General features: G+C 71.2%; 18 protein-coding genes. 7 read left to right on the top strand and 11 right to left on the bottom strand.

The annotated features are described in order from the left end of the window. Positions 1-106: 106 nt before the first annotated feature. The gene (locus AB0L56_RS26165; protein WP_365427140.1) at positions 107-2,632 is read right to left on the bottom strand and encodes an FHA domain-containing protein; all 2,526 of its coding nucleotides are present in this window, start codon (positions 2,630-2,632) and stop codon (positions 107-109) included. A 241-nt stretch (positions 2,633-2,873) separates the two neighbouring features. On the opposite strand from AB0L56_RS26165, the gene AB0L56_RS26160 reads away from it, so the two are divergent. After that, positions 2,874-4,706, top strand: a complete 1,833-nt coding sequence (locus AB0L56_RS26160) for a streptophobe family protein (protein WP_365427137.1) — start codon at positions 2,874-2,876, stop codon at positions 4,704-4,706. A gap of 430 nt (positions 4,707-5,136) precedes the next feature. Then, on the top strand, positions 5,137-6,345 hold the full coding sequence (gene serB / locus AB0L56_RS26155) for a phosphoserine phosphatase SerB (protein ID WP_361035316.1): 1,209 nt from the start codon (positions 5,137-5,139) through the stop codon (positions 6,343-6,345). Between the two features lie 41 nt (positions 6,346-6,386). Here the strand turns inward: serB and AB0L56_RS26150 are convergent, their stop codons facing one another. The 4 genes from AB0L56_RS26150 to AB0L56_RS26135 form a co-directional block, all read right to left on the bottom strand. Next, positions 6,387-6,905: a histidine phosphatase family protein gene (locus AB0L56_RS26150; RefSeq protein WP_361035313.1), complete on the bottom strand. Its 519-nt coding sequence runs from the start codon at positions 6,903-6,905 to the stop codon at positions 6,387-6,389. A 65-nt stretch (positions 6,906-6,970) separates the two neighbouring features. After that, positions 6,971-7,177 (bottom strand): hypothetical protein, encoded by a 207-nt coding sequence (locus tag AB0L56_RS26145; RefSeq protein ID WP_361035310.1) that lies wholly within the window; start codon positions 7,175-7,177, stop codon positions 6,971-6,973. A 170-nt stretch (positions 7,178-7,347) separates the two neighbouring features. Next, on the bottom strand, positions 7,348-7,464 hold the full coding sequence (locus tag AB0L56_RS26140; protein WP_361035307.1) for an SGM_5486 family transporter-associated protein: 117 nt from the start codon (positions 7,462-7,464) through the stop codon (positions 7,348-7,350). A 189-nt stretch (positions 7,465-7,653) separates the two neighbouring features. Beyond that, positions 7,654-8,964 carry a CynX/NimT family MFS transporter gene (locus AB0L56_RS26135; RefSeq protein WP_365427131.1) on the bottom strand — a complete coding sequence of 437 codons (1,311 nt, stop codon included), beginning with the start codon at positions 8,962-8,964 and terminating at the stop codon, positions 7,654-7,656. Between the two features lie 79 nt (positions 8,965-9,043). Between AB0L56_RS26135 and AB0L56_RS26130 the strand changes: the two genes are divergently transcribed. Next, complete coding sequence (locus AB0L56_RS26130; protein ID WP_365427128.1) at positions 9,044-9,736, top strand: FadR/GntR family transcriptional regulator; 693 nt, start codon at positions 9,044-9,046, stop codon at positions 9,734-9,736. A gap of 83 nt (positions 9,737-9,819) precedes the next feature. On the opposite strand, the gene fabI is transcribed toward AB0L56_RS26130, so the two are convergent. From fabI to AB0L56_RS26100, 6 genes are all read right to left on the bottom strand, one after another. Further along, positions 9,820-10,587 (bottom strand): enoyl-ACP reductase FabI, encoded by a 768-nt coding sequence (fabI, locus tag AB0L56_RS26125; RefSeq protein WP_365427125.1) that lies wholly within the window; start codon positions 10,585-10,587, stop codon positions 9,820-9,822. A gap of 5 nt (positions 10,588-10,592) precedes the next feature. Then, positions 10,593-11,312, bottom strand: coding sequence for a 3-oxoacyl-[acyl-carrier-protein] reductase (gene fabG / locus AB0L56_RS26120; RefSeq protein WP_365427122.1), 720 nt, complete (start codon positions 11,310-11,312; stop codon positions 10,593-10,595). Between the two features lie 159 nt (positions 11,313-11,471). Further along, positions 11,472-11,858, bottom strand: coding sequence for a type II toxin-antitoxin system VapC family toxin (locus tag AB0L56_RS26115; protein ID WP_361035290.1), 387 nt, complete (start codon positions 11,856-11,858; stop codon positions 11,472-11,474). Between the two features lie 5 nt (positions 11,859-11,863). Then, complete coding sequence (locus AB0L56_RS26110) at positions 11,864-12,148, bottom strand: hypothetical protein (RefSeq protein WP_365427119.1); 285 nt, start codon at positions 12,146-12,148, stop codon at positions 11,864-11,866. Between the two features lie 78 nt (positions 12,149-12,226). Beyond that, positions 12,227-12,487, bottom strand: a complete 261-nt coding sequence (locus AB0L56_RS26105) for a hypothetical protein (protein WP_365427116.1) — start codon at positions 12,485-12,487, stop codon at positions 12,227-12,229. A gap of 230 nt (positions 12,488-12,717) precedes the next feature. Beyond that, entirely contained in the window at positions 12,718-13,191 is a 474-nt protein-coding gene (locus tag AB0L56_RS26100) for an ATP-binding protein (RefSeq protein ID WP_365427113.1), read from the bottom strand. A 167-nt stretch (positions 13,192-13,358) separates the two neighbouring features. On the opposite strand from AB0L56_RS26100, the gene AB0L56_RS26095 reads away from it, so the two are divergent. From AB0L56_RS26095 to AB0L56_RS26080, 4 genes are all read left to right on the top strand, one after another. Further along, positions 13,359-14,225 carry a helix-turn-helix transcriptional regulator gene (locus tag AB0L56_RS26095; RefSeq protein ID WP_365427110.1) on the top strand — a complete coding sequence of 289 codons (867 nt, stop codon included), beginning with the start codon at positions 13,359-13,361 and terminating at the stop codon, positions 14,223-14,225. Beyond that, a complete protein-coding gene (locus AB0L56_RS26090; protein ID WP_365427107.1) occupies positions 14,222-14,431 on the top strand; it encodes a DUF397 domain-containing protein in 210 nt (69 codons plus the stop codon). The genes AB0L56_RS26095 and AB0L56_RS26090 overlap by 4 nt, the downstream gene beginning before the upstream one ends. A 374-nt stretch (positions 14,432-14,805) precedes the next feature. Then, positions 14,806-16,329 (top strand): TldD/PmbA family protein, encoded by a 1,524-nt coding sequence (locus AB0L56_RS26085; protein ID WP_365427104.1) that lies wholly within the window; start codon positions 14,806-14,808, stop codon positions 16,327-16,329. Beyond that, on the top strand, positions 16,326-17,720 hold the full coding sequence (locus AB0L56_RS26080) for a metallopeptidase TldD-related protein (RefSeq protein WP_365427101.1): 1,395 nt from the start codon (positions 16,326-16,328) through the stop codon (positions 17,718-17,720). The genes AB0L56_RS26085 and AB0L56_RS26080 overlap by 4 nt, the downstream gene beginning before the upstream one ends. The last annotated feature ends 25 nt before the right edge of the window (positions 17,721-17,745 follow it).

Raw genomic sequence — 17,745 nt, 5'->3', positions numbered from 1 at the left:
CGGCGCGGACCTCTGACGCGAACACAGACGCCGAAGGGCGGCACCCTCCTGACGGGGTGCCGCCCTTCGGGGTCGTACGGCGCGGACTACTGTCGTACGGCCCGGACTACTTGCGCATGACCTCGGGCTCGTGGCGACGCAGGAACCGGGCCACGAAGAAGCCGCAGATCACGCCGAGCACGATGAGCGCGCCCATGTCCATCGCCCAGGCCCCGACCGTGTGCTCCCACAGCGGGTCGGTGTCCCCGGCCGTCTCCGGCGGGCTGATCTTGTTGAAGTCCAGCGTGGCGCCCGAGGCGGCGACCGCCCAGCGCGACGGCATCAGGAACGAGAACTGGTTGACGCCGATCGAGCCGTGCAGCGTGAACAGACAGCCGGTGAAGACGACCTGGATGATCGCGAACATCACCAGCAGCGGCATGGTCTTCTCGGCGGTCTTCACCAGCGCGGAGATGATCAGGCCGAACATCATCGACGTGAAGCCGAGCGCCATGATCGGCACCGAGAGCTCCAGCAGCGTGAAGCCGCCGAAGACCAGGCCCTCCTCGGGGATCTCCCGGCTGGAGAAGCCGATCACACCGACCAGCAGGCCCTGCAGCACGGTGATCATGCCGAGCACGAACACCTTGGACATCAGATACGCCGAGCGGGACAGGCCGGTGGCGCGCTCCCGCTCGTAGATGACCCGTTCCTTGATCAGCTCACGCACGGAGTTCGCGGCGCCCGCGAAACAGGCGCCCACCGCGAGGATCAGCAGGACCGTGGTCGCCGTGCCGTTCGGGATGATCCGGCCGGTCTGCGGGTTCGGCGGGTTGGGCAGCAGGCCCTTGTCCGCGTCGATGAGCAGACTGACCGCGCCGAGAACCGCCGGGAGGATCACCATCAGGGCGAGGAAGCCCTTGTCGGAGACGATCACCGAGACGTAGCGGCGCACCAGTGTGGCGAACTGCGACATCCATCCCTGCGGCTTGGGCGGCTTCATCGCCTGCATCGCCGGAACCTGTACGGACTGCGGCGCGACCGCGTCGATGTCCGCGGCGTACATCTGGTAGTGCTGCGAGCCCTTCCAGCGGCCGGCCCAGTCGTAGTCGCGGTAGTTCTCGAAGGCGGAGAAGACATCGGCCCAGGAGTCGTAGCCGAAGAAGTTCAGCGCCTCCTCGGGCGGACCGAAGTAGGCGACCGAGCCGCCCGGCGCCATCACCAGCAGCTTGTCGCAGATCGCCAGCTCGGCCACCGAGTGGGTGACGACCAGGACGGTGCGGCCGTCGTCGGCGAGGCCGCGCAGCAGCTGCATGACGTCGCGGTCCATGCCCGGGTCGAGGCCGGAGGTGGGCTCGTCCAGGAAGATCAGCGACGGCTTGGTGAGCAGTTCCAGGGCCACGGAGACCCGCTTGCGCTGGCCGCCGGACAGGGAGGTGACCTTCTTGTCCTCGTGGATGTCCAGCTTGAGCTCGCGGAGCACCTCGTCGATGCGGGACGCGCGCTCCGCGGCCGTGGTGTCGGCGGGGAAGCGGAGCTTGGCCGCGTAGGTGAGGGCCTTCTTGACGGTCAGCTCCTTGTGCAGGATGTCGTCCTGCGGGACCAGACCGATGCGCTGGCGCAGTTCGGCGAACTGCTTGTAGAGGTTCCGGTTGTCGTAGAGGACCTCGCCCTGGTTGGCGGGGCGGTAGCCGGTGAGCGCCTTCAGCAGGGTGGACTTGCCGGAGCCGGACGGGCCGATGACCGCGATCAGCGACTTCTCCGGGACGCCGAAGGAGACGTCCTTGAGGATCTGCTTGCCGCCGTCGACCGTGACGGTCAGATGGCGTGCGGAGAAGGACACCTCACCGGTGTCGACGAACTCCTCGAGCCGGTCCCCCACGATCCGGAACGTCGAGTGACCGACGCCCACGATGTCGGTGGGGCCGAGCAGTTGGGAGCCGCCCTTGGCGATCGGCAGACCGTTGACGTACGTGCCGTTGTGCGAGCCGAGGTCGCGGATCTCCATGCGGCCGTCGGGCGTCGAGTGGAACTCGGCGTGGTTGCGGGAGACCTGGAGGTCGGAGACGACCAGGTCGTTCTCCAGCGCACGGCCGATCCGCATCACGCGGCCCAGGGAGAACTGGTGGAACGTGGTGGGGCTGCGGTCGCCGTAGACCGGCGGCGCCCCCGCGCCGCTGCCGGGTCCCTGCTGCTGCGGGATGTGCGGCGCGGGCTGCTGCGGCGACGCCTGCTGCGGCTGCTGCCAGCCGGGCTGGGCGGGCGGCTGCTGTTGCGGCGCCTGCTGGGCCCAGCCGGCGTTCGCGCCCTGCGCGGCGTACGGCTGCTGCGGCTGGGCCTGCGGCGCGGCGGCCGCGGCGCCGACGCCGGACAGCGTCACGCGCGGTCCGTCGGTCGCGTTGCCCAGGTTCAGCACCGTGTCGGAGCCGAGCTCCAGATGGTGGATCCGTTGCCCCTGCACGAACGTGCCGTTGGTGCTGCCGTGGTCCTCGATGACCCAACTGCGCCCGTTGAAGCTGATGGTGGCGTGACGCCAGGAGACCCTGGCGTCGTCCAGTACGACGTCCCCCTGCGGATCACGTCCGAGGGTGTAGGCCCTGGACGGATCGAGCGTCCAGGTACGTCCGTTTGATTCCAGTACGAGTTCCGGCACTCCATGCCCCACTGAGTTGTCCCCCGAGTTTCCCCCATCGCAGGGAGTCTAGGGATGTCGAACATCGGGGGGAACTATTTCAGGCGCGGCCCTCTGACCGAAAGTCGGGCCTTGTCACGAGCGCGCACCAACGCGTCCACAGAGCGACTCCCGCGGGGTTGAAATCGGCCCGGAGAGTGGTAAACCACGCGAGGGGGACATGCGCGGTCTTCTCACCGCGCCGCGGATCGGGGGGTCTGCCATGAGTACTGCGACGGGTGTTGGCGCCGCGGGGGCCGGCACACGCGTGCCGTGGGTCGATGTGGTGGTGTCCGCGGTCGCCGCGGTGAGCTGGTCCCTGATCGGGATGGCGGGGACGGCGGCGGCCGGACTGCATCTGCTGGGCGCGGACGCGGCCGGGTCGCTGGGGCCGATGACGGCCGCGGTGGTGGCGCTGGGGGCGGGCGGCTCGGTCACGCCGTCCGGCGATGTGTCGGTGTTCGGGCTGTCGGGCGCGGAGGCCGCAACGGCCATCGATGTCACACCGCTGGGCGTGAGCCTGGTGGGGGCGCTGCTGCTGTCGACCTTCTTCCTACGGTCCCTGCGGGCGGCGGGAGTTGTGGTCTCCCCCGCCGAACTCCTCGCCCGCGCGGGCACGGTGGTGGCGCTGTTCGTGGCGATGACGGGCGGGCTGGTCTGGGCGGGGCACGACGTCATCACCCTCGACGGGGGCTCCCTGGGGCTGGACGATCTGCCGGGCGTGGGCGGTGGCGGGGTGGAGATCCCCGGGCTGGGCGATGTCGGGGGGCTGCTGCCGGACCGGGTGGGTGACCTCGTCGAGGCGAAGGCCGCGGTCGGGTTCACCGTGGACGCGGTGCCGACGGTCCTGGGTGGTCTCGGCTGGTCGGCCGGCGTACTGCTCGTCGCACTGCTGGCGTCCCGCCGTACGCCGCTGCCGCGCGGCTGGGACGCCGTGCACCGGGTCGTGCGGCCGGCGGTCTCCGCGGTGGTCACGGTGCTGCTGGTGGCCGTGGCGGCGGGCTGCGCCGCGGCGGCGTACGCGGCGATCGGCGACGACCACCCCCGGCGGATCGCGGGGGCGGCGCTGCTGGGGGCGCCGAACGGGGTCTGGCTCGGGGTTCCGCTCGGGCTGTTCGTCCCGTGGGACGGGCGGGCGAGCGGGGCCCTGCTCGATGTGCTGCCGCATCCCGTGGACGACCTTCTGCGGGTCGGCTCCGAGGAGCCCGTCACGCTGGGGCGGCTGGCGGAGATCGACGGGCGGGTGTGGCTGCTGGGGGTGGCCGCCGGGCTGATGATGCTGCTCGCGGGGGTGCTGACGGCGTTGCGGACGCCGGTGGCCGGGGGGCGGCGGGGAGCGGGGGGCTTCGCGGGGCGGTGTGCGGTGCGTCTGGGGGCCGCGATGGCGCTGACGCTGCCATTGCTGGTGTGGGTGACGGAGGTGTCTGCGGATGCGTCGCTGTCCGTGCTCGGGTTTGACGCGTTCGGGGCGGGGATCGAGGTGGGCGGGCATCTCGGTATGGCGCTGCTGCTGGGTGCGGTGTGGGGGGCGGGGGCGGGTGGGGTCGGGGGGCTGCTGACGTGGGCGAGCGGTGCGGCGGGGGTGCGGGTGGCGGGGTTGGCGGGAGGTGACGGGGTGGCCGAGGGGGCCAGGGGGGCTGAGGGGGCCGGGGGTGCCGGGGGCGCGGGGGGTGCCGGGGAGCAGGGGCGGGGAGTGGCGGTGCCGGCCGGGGCGGGGCCGTACGCGCCGGGGGCTCCTTATCGGCCGCCGAATCCGGACACCAACCCGTATCTGCGGGTGCCGGCCGAGTCGTTGAGGGAGCCGCCCGAGGATTCCCGGCCGCCTGTTCCGTCGGCTGCGGGCGCTGACGACGGTGGGGGGCCGGACGATGTCTACGGTGCGCCGACCGTGATCGGGCCCGTTGCGCCGCCGGGGCGTGGTCCGCGGCGCGGTTCGCGTGACCGGCGTGACGAGGCGTCTGCGGGCGGGGAACGGCCGCCGCTGTGGCCGGACGAGGGGCCGCCTCCGCCGCCACCGCCGCCGCCGGCTCCGCGCAGGCCGGGGGGTGGTCGGTGACGGGTGAACGCCGCCCGGCGATACGGCTCGCGTACGGGGTTTCACTTACGGCGCTTGCCGGTGCCGCTGCGACCACCTGTGCCGCCCTGGGGGTACCTCCCAGGCCCTTAAGGCACTGGGGGAGGCACGACTGCCCGCCGCCTCCGGCTCCGCGCAGGCCGGCGGGCGGTCGCTCACGGATGAACGCCGCCCGGCGATACGGCTCGCGTACGGGGTTTCACTAACGGCGCTTGCCGGTGCCGCTGCGCCCACCCGTGCCGCCCCAGCGGCACGACTGCCCGCAGCTACGGCGGGTGGGCGTAGGGGTGGGGGGTGGCCTCGGCGGCACGACTGCCCGCAGCTGCGGCAGGTGATCGCAGCTGTGGGGGGCGTCCGGGTAGTGGACCTGGGGGGCGGGGGGTGGGGTGTGGTGGATACGGTGGGAGGCACCATGAGCGCATCGCAGACCTCCGACGTTCCCACTCTCCTGGTCAAGATCTTCGGAAAGGACCGGCCTGGCATCACGGCCGGCCTCTTCGACACCCTCGCCGCCTACGCGGTCGACGTGGTCGACATCGAGCAGGTTGTCACCCGTGGCCGTATCGTGCTGTGCGCGCTGGTGAGCGAGCCGGCCAAGGGGCTTGAAGGAGATCTGCGGGCGACCGTCCACAGCTGGGCGGAGTCCATGAGGATGCAGGCGGAGATCATCTCGGGCAGGGGCGACAACCGTCCGCGCGGACTCGGCCGTTCCCTGGTCACCGTGCTGGGCCACCCCCTCACCTCGGAGGCGACCGCGTCGATCGCCGCGCGGATAACCAAGGCCGGCGGCAACATCGACCGTATCTTCCGGCTCGCCAAGTACCCGGTGACGGCGGTGGAGTTCGCGGTGTCCGGCGTGGAGACGGAGCCGCTGCGGACCGCGCTGGTGACCGACGCGGCGCGGCTCGGGGTCGACATCGCCGTGGTCGGGGCCGGGCTGTACCGGCGGGCGCAGCGCCTGGTCGTCATGGACGTGGACTCCACACTGATCCAGGACGAGGTGATCGAGCTCTTCGCGGCGCACGCCGGGTGCGAGGACAAGGTCGCCGAGGTGACGGCGGCCGCGATGCGCGGGGAGCTGGACTTCGAGCAGTCGCTGCACGCGCGCGTGGCGCTGCTGGAAGGACTGGACGCCTCCGTGGTGGACAAGGTGCGCAGCGAGGTGCGGCTGACGCCCGGCGCGCGCACCCTGATCCGTACGCTGAAGCGCCTCGGCTACCAAGTGGGTGTGGTCTCGGGCGGCTTCACCCAGGTCACGGACGATCTCAAGGAGCGGCTGGGGCTGGACTTCGCCCAGGCGAACACGCTGGAGATCGTCGACGGGAAGCTGACCGGCCGGGTGACCGGCGAGATCGTGGACCGGGCGGGCAAGGCACGGCTGCTGCGCCGGTTCGCGGCCGAGGCGGGGGTGCCGCTGTCGCAGACGGTGGCGATCGGTGACGGTGCGAACGACCTGGACATGCTGAACGCCGCGGGGCTCGGTGTCGCCTTCAACGCCAAGCCGGTGGTGCGGGAGGCCGCCCACACGGCGGTGAACTTCCCCTTCCTCGACACGGTCCTCTACCTGCTGGGGGTCACGCGCGAAGAGGTCGAGGCGGCGGACACGCTCGACGTGGGCTGAGCCGCGGGGCCGGATCCGTCACCCTGCCCCGCGGCCGGGTGTCACTCGGTCGGCGCCCAGTAGTCGACCAGGGTGCAGACGCCGGGCTCCAGGGACTTCCAGGAGCCGGTGAAGGACAGCACGGCGAACGCGGCGGCCGGGAAGCCGCGGCGGCTCATGCGCTCGCGGGCGTCGCCCTCGGCCGTGCCTGCCAGGATGTCAGCGAGCCCCTGGATGCCCGGGTTGTGGCCGATCAGGAGGACGTTCTGCGCGTCGTCGGGGGTTTCGTTGAGCAGGGCGATCAGCTCGCCGGGCGAGGCCTCGTAGATCCGCTCCTCGTAGACGGTTTTCGGCCGCTGCGGCAACTCGTGGACCGCGAGTTTCCAGGTCTCGCGGGTGCGGACCGAGGTGGAGCACAGGGCCAGATCGAAGGCGATGCCGGTATCGGCGAGCTTGCGTCCGGCGACCGCGGCATCCGTTCGGCCCCGCTCGGCGAGCGGGCGCTCATGATCGGACACCGGGGGCCAGTCGGCTTTCGCATGCCGGAAAAGGACAATCCTGCGGGGTTCTGCGACGCTCATGCACCCCAGCTTCGCACGAAACAGGCCACGAGGCGCAGGGAGTTGACCAGCGCTTCCGGGGGTGTTCAGCGGCTTATGAGCTCCCGCGCGCGCTCGAGAAGATGCGCGATCGCGGGCTCACCGGCAGCGGCGTGGGCCTCGGCGGGGTTGAGGATCACGGTCAGCAGCGCGACGAAGGCCAGCGTGGGCAGGGCCAGGGCCCACCACGGCAGCCGCGTGTCGACGCAGCTCCGGGGGGCCGGGTCGGGCCGGGTGTGCGTGCGCGCCGGCATGGGGGCCTCCGCTCCTCGTACGGTCCGTGCCCGCGATGCGCGGCCACATCTCGAAGCTACGGACCGTCCGGGCGCCAACCCATCCGGTGACCCACCCACTTGACCCTGAGCCTGGCCCCCTAGGGGATGGGGGTGCCGGCACCACCACGGGCGCCGGGGGGTGGGCGACGTCAGGGTGCGAGGACGGTGGCGACCACGCCGATGACGATGAAGATGGCGAAGAACGCGCCGAGGACGAGCAGCATCTTCTTCTGGCCGTTCTGGGGGTTCGGGTCGAGGACTGGCATGGGGCAAGTTTCGCACCCTTGTCGCCTGCGGCAGGCTTCGGGGGCTCTCGGCGGGGCCGTGGGGTGCCCTGGTGGGCAGTCGGGCGATGCCGGCGTGCAGATGTTTCGCCCCCGCCGCACCTTCCCGTCCCGTCCCCCGGGCTCTGCCCCCGGACCCCCGTTCGCGCAGTTCCCCGCGCCCCTGGGGGGTCAGGGGGCCGTTGCTTCCTCTTCCACCGTGCGGTCGCGGCCGGCCAGGATGCCCGCGAGCGTCTGGGGGATCATCAGGCACGCCATCAAGGCGATCGGCAGGTCCCAGCCGCCGCTGTGCTGGTAGAGGACGCCCACCAGGAGTGGGCCCGGGATGGAGATCAGGTAGCCGGTGCTCTGCGCGAAGGCCGACAGCTGGGCCACGCCCGCGCTGGTCCTGGCCCGCATCCCGACCATGGTGAGCGCCAGCGGGAAGGCGCAGTTGGCGACGCCCAGCAGGAGGGCCCAGGCCCAGGCGCCGGCGGCCGGTGCGAAGTACAGGCCCGCGTATCCGGCGAGGCCGCTCAGGCCCAGGGCCAGCACGATCGGGCCCTGGTGGGGCAGCCGGGTGGCGAGGCGGGGTATGACGAAGGCCAGCGGTACGCCCATCACCATGGTGACGGCGAGGAGCAGCCCGGCCGTGCCCGCGGGGACGCCCGCGTCGCGGAAGATCTGCGGCATCCAGCCCATGGTGATGTAGGCGGCGGTGGCCTGGAGGCCGAAGAAGAGGGCCAGAGCCCACGCGGTACCGCTGCGGGTGATGCGCAGCGGGGGCGCGGGGGCGTCCCCGTCCCGCGCGGGTGTGCGCTCGGCGGACGCCCCCGCCCCGCCCCGTTCCCGTACGAACGGGATCCACGGCAGTACGGCGGCGGCCGCCAGGGCCGCCCACAGGGCGAGGCCGGACTGCCAGTTCCCGCCCAGCGCGCCGGTCAGCGGCACGGTCACCGCCGCCGCCGAGGCGGTACCCAGGGCGAGGGCCATGGAGTACAGGCCGGTCATGGAGCCGACCCGGTCGGGGAACCAGCGCTTGACGATGACCGGCATCAGGACGTTGCTGACGGCGATGCCCATCAGCGCGAGAGCGGTGGTGGCCAGGAAGGCCGCCGTACCGCCGGTGTACGGACGTATCAGCAGGCCGGCGCCGATGGCGATCATGCCCGCGCACACCACGGCTCCGGCCCCGAAGCGGCGGGCCAGCCGGGGCGCGGTGACGCCGAAGACGGCGAAGCACAGCGCGGGCACGGAGGTGAGCAGTCCGGCGACGCTGCCGCTCATGCCGAGTCCGTCGCGGACCTCCTCGAGCAGCGCGCCCAGGCTGGTGATGGCGGGGCGGAGGTTCAGTGCGGCCAGCACGATGCCGACGACGATCAGCCGCGTCCGCCACCCCCGCCCGGCGCCGTCCCCGGGGGTCTTCCGCGACGGCGGCGCGGCCGGCGCGCGTACGGTCGTGGACGTGAGCGTCCGGGTTTCCTCGCTAGCCATGAGGTCCATCATAGAATCATGGGATGATTGGTTGTCGATGTCGATGCCGAGGTCGCCATGCGGTGCCCCCGTCGTGCGAAGGTGTGTCATGCCGCTGAGCCATCCGCGTCGTTCCGCGCTGTCCGAGCAGGTCATCGCCGCTCTGCGGGCGCAGATCACCTCGGGCGAGTGGCCGGTCGGCGCGCGCATCCCGACCGAGCCGGAGCTGGTCGAGCAGCTGGGTGTGGCCCGGAACACGGTCCGCGAGGCCGTGCGCGCGCTGGCGCACAACGGGCTGCTGGACATCCGCCAGGGTTCGGGCACGTACGTCGTGGCGACGAGCGAGCTGGCGGGCGTGATGCACCGGCGCTTCGCCGGCGCCGACCCCCGGCATATCGCGGAGCTGCGTTCCACCCTGGAGTCGGCCGCGGCACGGCTGGCCGCCGAGCGCCGTACGGAGAAGGACCTCAAGCAGCTCGACACCCGGCTGCTGCGCCGCGAGGAGGCCTGGGAGTCGGGTGAGGCGGAGGCGTTCGTCGCGGCGGACGCGACGTTCCACCTCGCCGTGGTGGCCGCCTCGCACAACGACGTGATGACCGCGATGTACGCGGACCTGAGCGAGGTGCTGCGGGACTGGCTGCGCGAGGACGTGGGCGAGGACATGTCCCCGGAGACGCACATGGACCACGGGCGGCTGGTGGACGCGATCCGCGCGGGCGACGCGGCGACGGCGGCCGAGGAGGCCGCCTCCTATCCGTTCGTGTGCCGTCCTGGACGCCTCGGCCCGTCCTCCGGCGGCTGACCGACGCCGGGGCCGCCCCTCTCCGCGGTGACATGCCGAAGGGCCCGCTCCCCTGCGGGACGCGGGCCCTCGTGAGGCGTCCGTCAGGCGCCGATGGCGTGCAGACCGCCGTCCACGTGGATGATCTCGCCCGTGGTCTTCGGGAACCAGTCGCTCAGCAGGGCGACGATGCCGCGGCCGGCCGGCTCGGGGTCCTTCAGGTCCCACTCCAGCGGGGAACGGGTGTCCCACACGGAGGCCAGCTGGCCGAAGCCCGGGATGGACTTGGCGGCCATGGAGCCGAGCGGGCCCGCGGAGATGAGGTTGCAGCGGATGTTCTGCTTGCCCAGGTCACGCGCGATGTAGCGGCTGGTGGCCTCCAGGGCGGCCTTGGCCGGGCCCATCCAGTCGTACTGCGGCCAGGCGAACTGCGCGTCGAAGGTGAGGCCGACGACCGAGCCGCCGTTCTGCATCAGCGGCAGACAGGCCATGGTCAGCGACTTCAGGGAGTACGCCGAGACGTGCATGGCCGTGGCCACCGACTCGAACGGCGTGTTGAGGAAGTTGCCGCCGAGGGCGTCCTGCGGGGCGAAGCCGATGGAGTGCACGACGCCGTCGAGACCGCCGAGCTCCTCGCCGACCACGTCGGCCAGTCGGCCCAGGTGCTCGTCGTTGGTGACGTCGAGCTCGATGACCTTGGTGGGCCGCGGGAGCTTCTTGGCGATGCGCTCGGTCAGGGTCGGCCGCGGGAACGCGGTCAGGATGATCTCGGCGCCCTGCTCCTGGGCCAGCTTGGCGGCGTGGAAGGCGATGGAGGACTCCATCAGCACTCCGGAGATCAGGACGCGCTTGCCCTCGAGAATTCCGCTCATGGTGTTCAGTGACCCATTCCCAGTCCGCCGTCAACGGGAATGACGGCTCCAGTGATGTACGAGGCGTCGTCCGAGGCAAGGAACCGCACGGCCGCGGCGACCTCCTCGGGCTTCGCGTACCGGCCCAGCGGCACCTGGGACACGATGCCCGTCCGCTGCTCCTCGGTGAGCACCTTGGTCATGTCGGTGTCGACGAAGCCGGGCGCGACGACGTTGAAGGTGATGTTGCGCGAGCCCAGCTCACGGGCCAGGGAACGCGCGAAGCCGATGAGGCCGGCCTTGGAGGCGGCGTAGTTCGCCTGCCCCGCGGAGCCGAGCAGCCCGACGACCGACGAGATCAGCACGACACGGCCCTTCTTGGCGCGCAGCATGCCGCGGTTGGCCCGCTTGACGACCCGGTAGGTGCCGGTGAGGTTGGTGTCGACGACCGAGGTGAAGTCCTCCTCGGACATGCGCATCAGGAGCTGGTCCCTGGTGATGCCGGCGTTGGCCACGAGCACCTCGACGGTGCCGTGCGCCTCCTCGATCTCCTTGTAGGCCTGCTCCACCTGCTCGGGGTCGGTGATGTCGCACCTGACGGCGAGGCAGCCCAGTTCGGCGAGGGCGGCCGGCGGCTCCCCCGAGCGGTATGTGATGGCGACCTTGTCGCCGGCGTCGGCGAACGCGCGGGCGATGGCGAGGCCGATGCCCCGGTTGCCTCCGGTGACGAGAACCGAGCGGCTCAACGGATCACCCTTTCGATAGCGGTCTGGTCCACCCGCCCGGACACCTGGATGACAGGCGGCTTCACCGAAACCTATCGGTCCCGGTACGGCCCGGGACATTCGGGCACCCACAGTGGCTCCCGCGGCCTCCTGTCGGGTTCCTACAGTTCGTGGCCCCGGTCAGTCCGCCATACCCGGTGCGTGAGCCAACAGCCCTTCGGCGCGAGCGGTCTCGAGCATCCTGCGGTCGTAGGTCACCACGGCGGTGAGGTCGTCCCTCAGGGAGAGGGCACTCGCCACATGAACCGCGTCCAGCGTCCTCAGACGTCCGACCAGCAGAGCCGCCGCGTCACGGACCTCACGGGTGAGGAGGATCTCCGTGATCCGGGCGTCCAGATCCTCCATGGCCTTCGGGAAGTGCCCCATGAGGTCCAGCGTCCGTACGGTCTCCACGAAGCCGAGCGTGCTGGTGGCGAGCGGCTCCGTGGCCCGTTCCTGGAGGAATGCGTCCAGCGCGCCCCAGTGGCTGCGCCGGGTCATCCAGGTGACCAGCGCGGACGTGTCCATGTAAATCAACGGTCGCCCTCTTCGCGCTCGGCCAGTAGGAGCGCCACGGGGTCGACGTGTTCCGGCACCTCGTAGTGCGGCATGCTGTGACGCTCGGCGGCGGTGACCGGCTTCAGCTTGATCTTCCCCTGCGCCACCAGGTGCGCATACCGCTCCATGGGGCTGCCGGCTGGTGACAGTATCGCGATCACGTTGCCGTGCCGGGTGACCTCGATCGCCTCGCCCATCTCGACGCGGGCGAAGACCGCGCTGGGGTTGTACGAGAACTCGCGGACGGAAATGGTGCTCATACCGCGCTCACCTCACAGCAGGCAGATTGTGCGTACACATCCCCGAGGGTACCTACATCTGGCCCGTAGCGGCCGCTTTCACGGAGTGCCGCCGCCACGCGCGGTGTCGACCGACTCGGCCAGGGCTTCGATGTCCGCGGCCAGGTTTCGCCAGGGCCGCGAGAGGTCGACGATGTGCCGCCAGATTCCAGGGAGAAGTTGCGGTCCTGCGGCTCGGGCCTGCCCCCGATGCGCAGGCGCAGGGCCTCGCCGACGGCGGGAGACCATGCCGTCCTGGGGTGCTTCCTCCCGCAGGACGGTCGCTGCGGTGTGCAGGGCCTGGGCGACGACGGTCGTCATGCTGGGCGCGACGTCCCTTCTTCGCAGGGTGCGCGGGTGAAGGCCGCGGCCGGGCTCACTCCAGGCCGACTGGGGTGACCGGGGTGTCGTCGGGCCGTTCGTCTGGACGAGCAGGAGGTCACCGACCGTGGCGTCACGCCCGAGGCCGAGGCGGGAGACCGGGACCGCGCCGGGGGCCTGTGCGGTGCCGACCGGCTGGAGACGTAGCTCGCTCTCCAGGTGATCGTCAACTACGGCTGAACCGGACGCTGGCCGCCCGCGACGCCGACCGCGCACTCGGCCCACACAGTCTTGCCCGGCCCCCTCCGTCCGGCCACGCCCCAGCAGTCGGCGACGGCTTCCACCAGGAGCAGGCCCCTCCCGCCGTCGGTGTCCGCGGACGGCTGGCCCGCCGGCTCGGGAATCTCCGGGCGCCCCGGGTGGGTATCGGACATCTCTACGCGGACGAGGCCCGCGGACCTGTCGTACGTAAGCCGCAACTCGAAGTCCCGTCCCGGGACGTGGCCGTGGAGGACCGCGTTGGAAGCGAGTTCGGCCACGACGAGGGTGACGGTGTCGGAGGCCGGGCTGCCGTAGGGCAGGCCCCACAGGTCGAGGCGGTGCGTGGCGAGTCTGCGGGCGAGTCGCGCGCCGCGGCGGGTCGCGGAGAACCGCTGGGCGAACACACTTACGGTTACGGCCTCTTGGGCCCGTGGTGCTGGCATGCGGCCAGCGTTCCGGGCCGCTCCCGGCCCTCAACAGGGACGACACCCATACACGCGCGACTGTATCGGTGCACACTCTGGACTGGGTGGGTAACTCCCCGTGACTCCTTGCGGGTCGCGCGGGGTTGAGCGAGGCGTGGAGACGCGGACACGGGAGGCACGCGGCGATGAGGGCGGACCACGGCGGAGGCGGGAACGGCGGCGCGATCGCGAACGGCACGGAGGCGGAACTCTCCGACAGTCTGAAGACCTTCTGCGCGGTCCTCAAGGCCCTGCGCGAGGAATCCGGCCTGACACAGGAGGAGTTCGCGGTGCGGGTACGGTACTCGGCCGCGTACGTCGCCAAGATCGAGCAGGGGAAGCGGTTCCCGCCGGCGGACCTGCCCGCGCGGGCGGAGGAGGCCTTGGGGTCGGCCGCGGTCAAGGTCCTGACTGCGGCGGCGAAGAGTCTCACGCGGAGGGCGGTGTTGGCTTCCTGGTTTCGACAGTGGGCGGAGATTGAGGAAGATGCGGTCTCTCTGTATGCCTACGAGTGCCGAGCGATTCCAGGGTTGCTGCAACCTGAGGCTTACATCCGGGCCATCTTCGACCGGCGACTACCACCGGCGTCCGAGGAACAGATCGAACGTGAGGTCGCGTCTCGGCTGGAACGGCAGCAGCTCATCTCCGCCAATCAGAACACCGCGTTCAGCTTCGTCATCGAACAGAGCGTCGTAGCCCGGCGCATGGGAGGACGCGATGTCACCAGGCAAGTCATCGATCGCCTGCTTGAGATGGGCACGCGACGCAATGTCGAGATTCAGATCATGTCCACTGTCCAAGAGGACCACTGCGGCATTGACGGTCAGATGTACCTCGCGGAGACAACCGCTCATCAGTGGCTCGGTTACACCGAAGGCCAGCGGTCGAGCAGCCTGATCTCCGCACCCAAGGATGTAAGTGTCCTGCTCCAGCGCTATGGCAAGCTGCGTTCCCAAGCCCTGGACTGTCGGGCTACCGTGACGCTGCTGGAACAGATGCGAGGAGCGCTATGACTACCGCCTACGAGCTGAGCTGGTTCAAGAGCAGCTACAGCGGCAGCGAGAACGACAACTGCGTCGAGGTCGCCGTGCGCCCCGAGGCCGTCCACATCCGCGACTCCAAGGACAAGCGCGTCCGTCCTCTCGTTGTCGCGCCGGGGGCTTGGGCAGCGTTCGCGACACTCGCGGCCGACGCCTCTCTGGACGGCGAGGTCGCGTAGCACGTGACGCCGGCGGGCGGGTACGGAAGTTGCTCGGGAAGCGCAGGCCGCGAGGGGCGTCGATCAGCTCCCGCCGTTCGTGGGGCGGGTGAGGACTGAGCCGCACTTCTTCTTCACCGCGTGGGTGCTGGCCGGGGGGGTGTCTGCGCAGCCCGGCGCTAGCGGGGTGCCGTCGCGCCCACCCGTGCCGCCCCAGCGGCACGACTGCCCGCGGATCGCGGCGGCGAGCGGCGGGCGGCTGCGGGCCCACCGCGCGGTAGTAATCGCCGCCCTCCTTCCTTCCGCCGGATCCCTTTTCCGGAGGATCTCGAGTGGCGTGACATGGTTCACTGCCTCCGATGGTCACCGCAGGCAGGCCCCGGAGGGATGCACCCGTGCCCCATGAAGTCGATCAGTCGTTCCTGGCGCTGCCACTGCGCGCCCTCGCCGACGCCGCGCTCGCTCGCGCGCGGTCGCTGGGGGCGGAGCACGCGGACTTCCGCCTGGAGCGGGTGCGCAGTGCCTCCTGGCGGCTGAGGGACGCCAAGCCCTCCGGGTCGTCGGACACCACCGACCTGGGCTACGCGGTGCGCGTGGTGCACGGCGGGACCTGGGGATTCGCGTCCGGGGTGGATCTGACCCCGGACGCCGCCGCCGGGGTCGCCTCGCGGGCCGTGGCGATGGCGAAGCTGTCCGCGCAGGTGATCCGGGCGGCCGGGTCGGACGAGCGGGTGGAGCTGGCCCCCGAGCCGGTGCACTCCGAGAAGACCTGGGTGTCGTCGTACGAGATCGATCCGTTCACCGTGCCCGACGGGGAGAAGACCGGGCTGCTGGCCGAGTGGAGCATCCGGCTGCTGGCCGCGAGCGGGGTGGACCATGTCGACGCCTCGCTGCTCACGGTGCACGAGAACAAGTTCTATGCCGACACGGCCGGGACCGTGACGACGCAGCAGCGGGTGCGGCTGCACCCCGTGCTCACGGCGGTGTCCGTCGACGACTCCAGCGGCGAGTTCGACTCCATGCGCACGATCGCGCCGCCCGTCGGCCGTGGCTGGGAGTATCTGCGGGGCACCGGCTGGGACTGGGACGAGGAGCTGGAGCGGATCCCGGAGTTGCTCGCAGAGAAGATGCGGGCACCGAGCGTCGAGCCGGGGCTCTACGACCTCGTGGTGGACCCGTCCAACCTGTGGCTGACCATTCACGAGTCCGTGGGGCACGCCACCGAGCTGGACCGCGCGCTCGGCTACGAGGCGGCGTACGCCGGTACCTCGTTCGCCACCTTCGATCTGCTGGGCAAGCTGAAGTACGGCTCCGAGCTGATGAACATCACCGGCGACCGCACCGCCGAGCACGGACTGGCCACCATCGGCTACGACGACGAGGGCGTCGAGGCGCAGTCCTGGGACCTGGTGAAGGACGGCACGCTGGTCGGTTACCAGCTGGACCGGCGGATCGCGAAGCTGACCGGCTTCGAGCGGTCCAACGGGTGCGCGTTCGCGGACTCCCCCAGTCATGTGCCGGTGCAGCGCATGGCCAATGTGTCGCTGCGTCCGGATCCGGCGGGGATGTCGACGGAGGACCTGATCGGGGGTGTGGACCGGGGCATCTACGTCGTAGGTGACCGGTCGTGGTCGATCGACATGCAGCGGTACAACTTCCAGTTCACCGGCCAGCGCTTCTACCGGATCGAGAACGGGCGGCTGGCAGGGCAGCTGCGGGACGTCGCGTACCAGGCCACGACCACCGACTTCTGGGGTTCCATGGCGGCGGTCGGCGGCCCGGGGACCTATGTCCTGGGCGGCGCGTTCAACTGCGGCAAGGCCCAGCCGGGACAGGTCGCGGCGGTCTCGCACGGCTGCCCGTCCGCCCTCTTCAAGGGAGTCAACATTCTGAACACCACGCAGGAGGCCGGGCGATGAGCGCACGCACCAACAAGCCGCACGAGATCGTCGAGCGCGCTCTCGAACTGTCCCGGGCGGACGGCTGTGTGGTGATCGCCGACGAGGAGTCGACCGCCAATCTGCGCTGGGCGGGCAACGCGCTGACTACGAACGGTGTGACGCGCGGGCGCACGCTCACGGTGATCGCCATGGTGGACGGTGCCGAGGGCACGGCGTCCGGGGTGGTGTCCCGGTCCGCGGTGACCGTGGACGAGCTGGAGCCGCTGGTGCGGGCCGCCGAGGACGCCGCGCGCGCCGCGGGCCCCGCCGAGGACGCGCAGCCGCTGGTCACGGGCGTGGACCCGTCCCCCGAGTTCACCGAGGCACCCGTGGAGACCTCCTCCGCGGTGTTCGCCGACTTCGCCCCGGCACTGGGCGAGGCGTTCGCACGCGCGCGGGCCGGCGGCCGGGAGCTGTACGGGTTCGCGAACCACGAGCTGGTCTCCACCTACCTCGGCACATCGGCGGGGCTGCGGCTGCGGCACGACCAGCCGAACGGAACGCTGGAGCTGAACGCCAAGTCGCCGGACCGTACGCGGTCGGCGTGGGCGGGGCGTGCCACGCGGGACTTCAAGGACGTCGACCCAGCGGCGCTCGACGCCGAGCTGGCCGTACGGCTGGGGTGGGCGCAGCGGCGGCTCGAGCTGCCCGCGGGCCGGTACGAGACGCTGCTGCCGCCGACCGCGGTGTCGGATCTGCTGATCTACCAGCTGTGGTCGGCCTCGGGGCGGGACGCGGCCGAGGGGCGCACGGTGTTCTCCAAGCCGGGCGGTGAGACCCGGGTCGGCGAGAAGCTGGCCGAGCTGCCGCTGACCCTGCGGAGCGATCCGCACGAGCCGGGTCTGGAGTCGGCGCCGTTCGTGATCGCCCACTCCTCGGACGGCGACCAGTCGGTGTTCGACAACGGGCTGCCGCTGTCGGCCACGGAGTGGATCCGCGAGGGTGAGCTGAACCGGCTGACGACCAGCAGGCACAGCGCGGGCCTGACCGGGCTGCCGGTGGCGCCCGCGATCGACAACCTGATCCTGGACGGCGGCGGCGACCGCTCCCTGGAGGACATGGTCGCGGCCACGGAGCGCGGACTGCTGCTGACCTGCCTCTGGTACATCCGGGAGGTCGACCCGGCGACGCTGCTGCTCACGGGCCTGACCCGGGACGGTGTCTATCTCGTCGAGAACGGCGAGGTGACCGGCGAGGTGAACAACTTCCGGTTCAACGAGTCGCCGGTGGGCCTGCTGGGCCGGGCGACGGAGGCGGGCCGTACGGAGAAGACGCTGCCCAGGGAGTGGGGCGACTGGTTCACCAGGGCGGCGATGCCGGCGCTGCGCGTCCCCGATTTCAATATGAGCTCTGTCAGCCAGGGCGTATAACCTCGTAGGCGTTGGCAAACGGCCG

Source organism: Streptomyces sp. NPDC052079 (assembly GCF_040680275.1).
Taxonomy (GTDB): Bacteria; Actinomycetota; Actinomycetes; order Streptomycetales; family Streptomycetaceae; genus Streptomyces.
This window is presented reverse-complemented; position numbering and strand designations above follow the sequence as displayed.

Coding starts and splice junctions, on each gene's coding strand:
- AB0L56_RS26100 (WP_365427113.1), bottom strand. CDS start 13,191: ATGCCAGCACCACGGGCCCAAGAGGCCGTAACCGTAAGTGTGTTCGCC.
- AB0L56_RS26105 (WP_365427116.1), bottom strand. CDS start 12,487: ATGACGACCGTCGTCGCCCAGGCCCTGCACACCGCAGCGACCGTCCTG.
- AB0L56_RS26135 (WP_365427131.1), bottom strand. CDS start 8,964: ATGGACCTCATGGCTAGCGAGGAAACCCGGACGCTCACGTCCACGACC.
- AB0L56_RS26090 (WP_365427107.1), top strand. CDS start 14,222: ATGACTACCGCCTACGAGCTGAGCTGGTTCAAGAGCAGCTACAGCGGC.
- AB0L56_RS26115 (WP_361035290.1), bottom strand. CDS start 11,858: ATGGACACGTCCGCGCTGGTCACCTGGATGACCCGGCGCAGCCACTGG.
- AB0L56_RS26160 (WP_365427137.1), top strand. CDS start 2,874: ATGAGTACTGCGACGGGTGTTGGCGCCGCGGGGGCCGGCACACGCGTG.
- AB0L56_RS26140 (WP_361035307.1), bottom strand. CDS start 7,464: ATGCCAGTCCTCGACCCGAACCCCCAGAACGGCCAGAAGAAGATGCTG.
- serB (WP_361035316.1), top strand. CDS start 5,137: ATGAGCGCATCGCAGACCTCCGACGTTCCCACTCTCCTGGTCAAGATC.
- fabI (WP_365427125.1), bottom strand. CDS start 10,587: ATGAGCGGAATTCTCGAGGGCAAGCGCGTCCTGATCTCCGGAGTGCTG.
- AB0L56_RS26110 (WP_365427119.1), bottom strand. CDS start 12,148: ATGAGCACCATTTCCGTCCGCGAGTTCTCGTACAACCCCAGCGCGGTC.
- AB0L56_RS26095 (WP_365427110.1), top strand. CDS start 13,359: ATGAGGGCGGACCACGGCGGAGGCGGGAACGGCGGCGCGATCGCGAAC.
- AB0L56_RS26130 (WP_365427128.1), top strand. CDS start 9,044: ATGCCGCTGAGCCATCCGCGTCGTTCCGCGCTGTCCGAGCAGGTCATC.
- AB0L56_RS26080 (WP_365427101.1), top strand. CDS start 16,326: ATGAGCGCACGCACCAACAAGCCGCACGAGATCGTCGAGCGCGCTCTC.
- AB0L56_RS26150 (WP_361035313.1), bottom strand. CDS start 6,905: ATGAGCGTCGCAGAACCCCGCAGGATTGTCCTTTTCCGGCATGCGAAA.
- AB0L56_RS26145 (WP_361035310.1), bottom strand. CDS start 7,177: ATGCCGGCGCGCACGCACACCCGGCCCGACCCGGCCCCCCGGAGCTGC.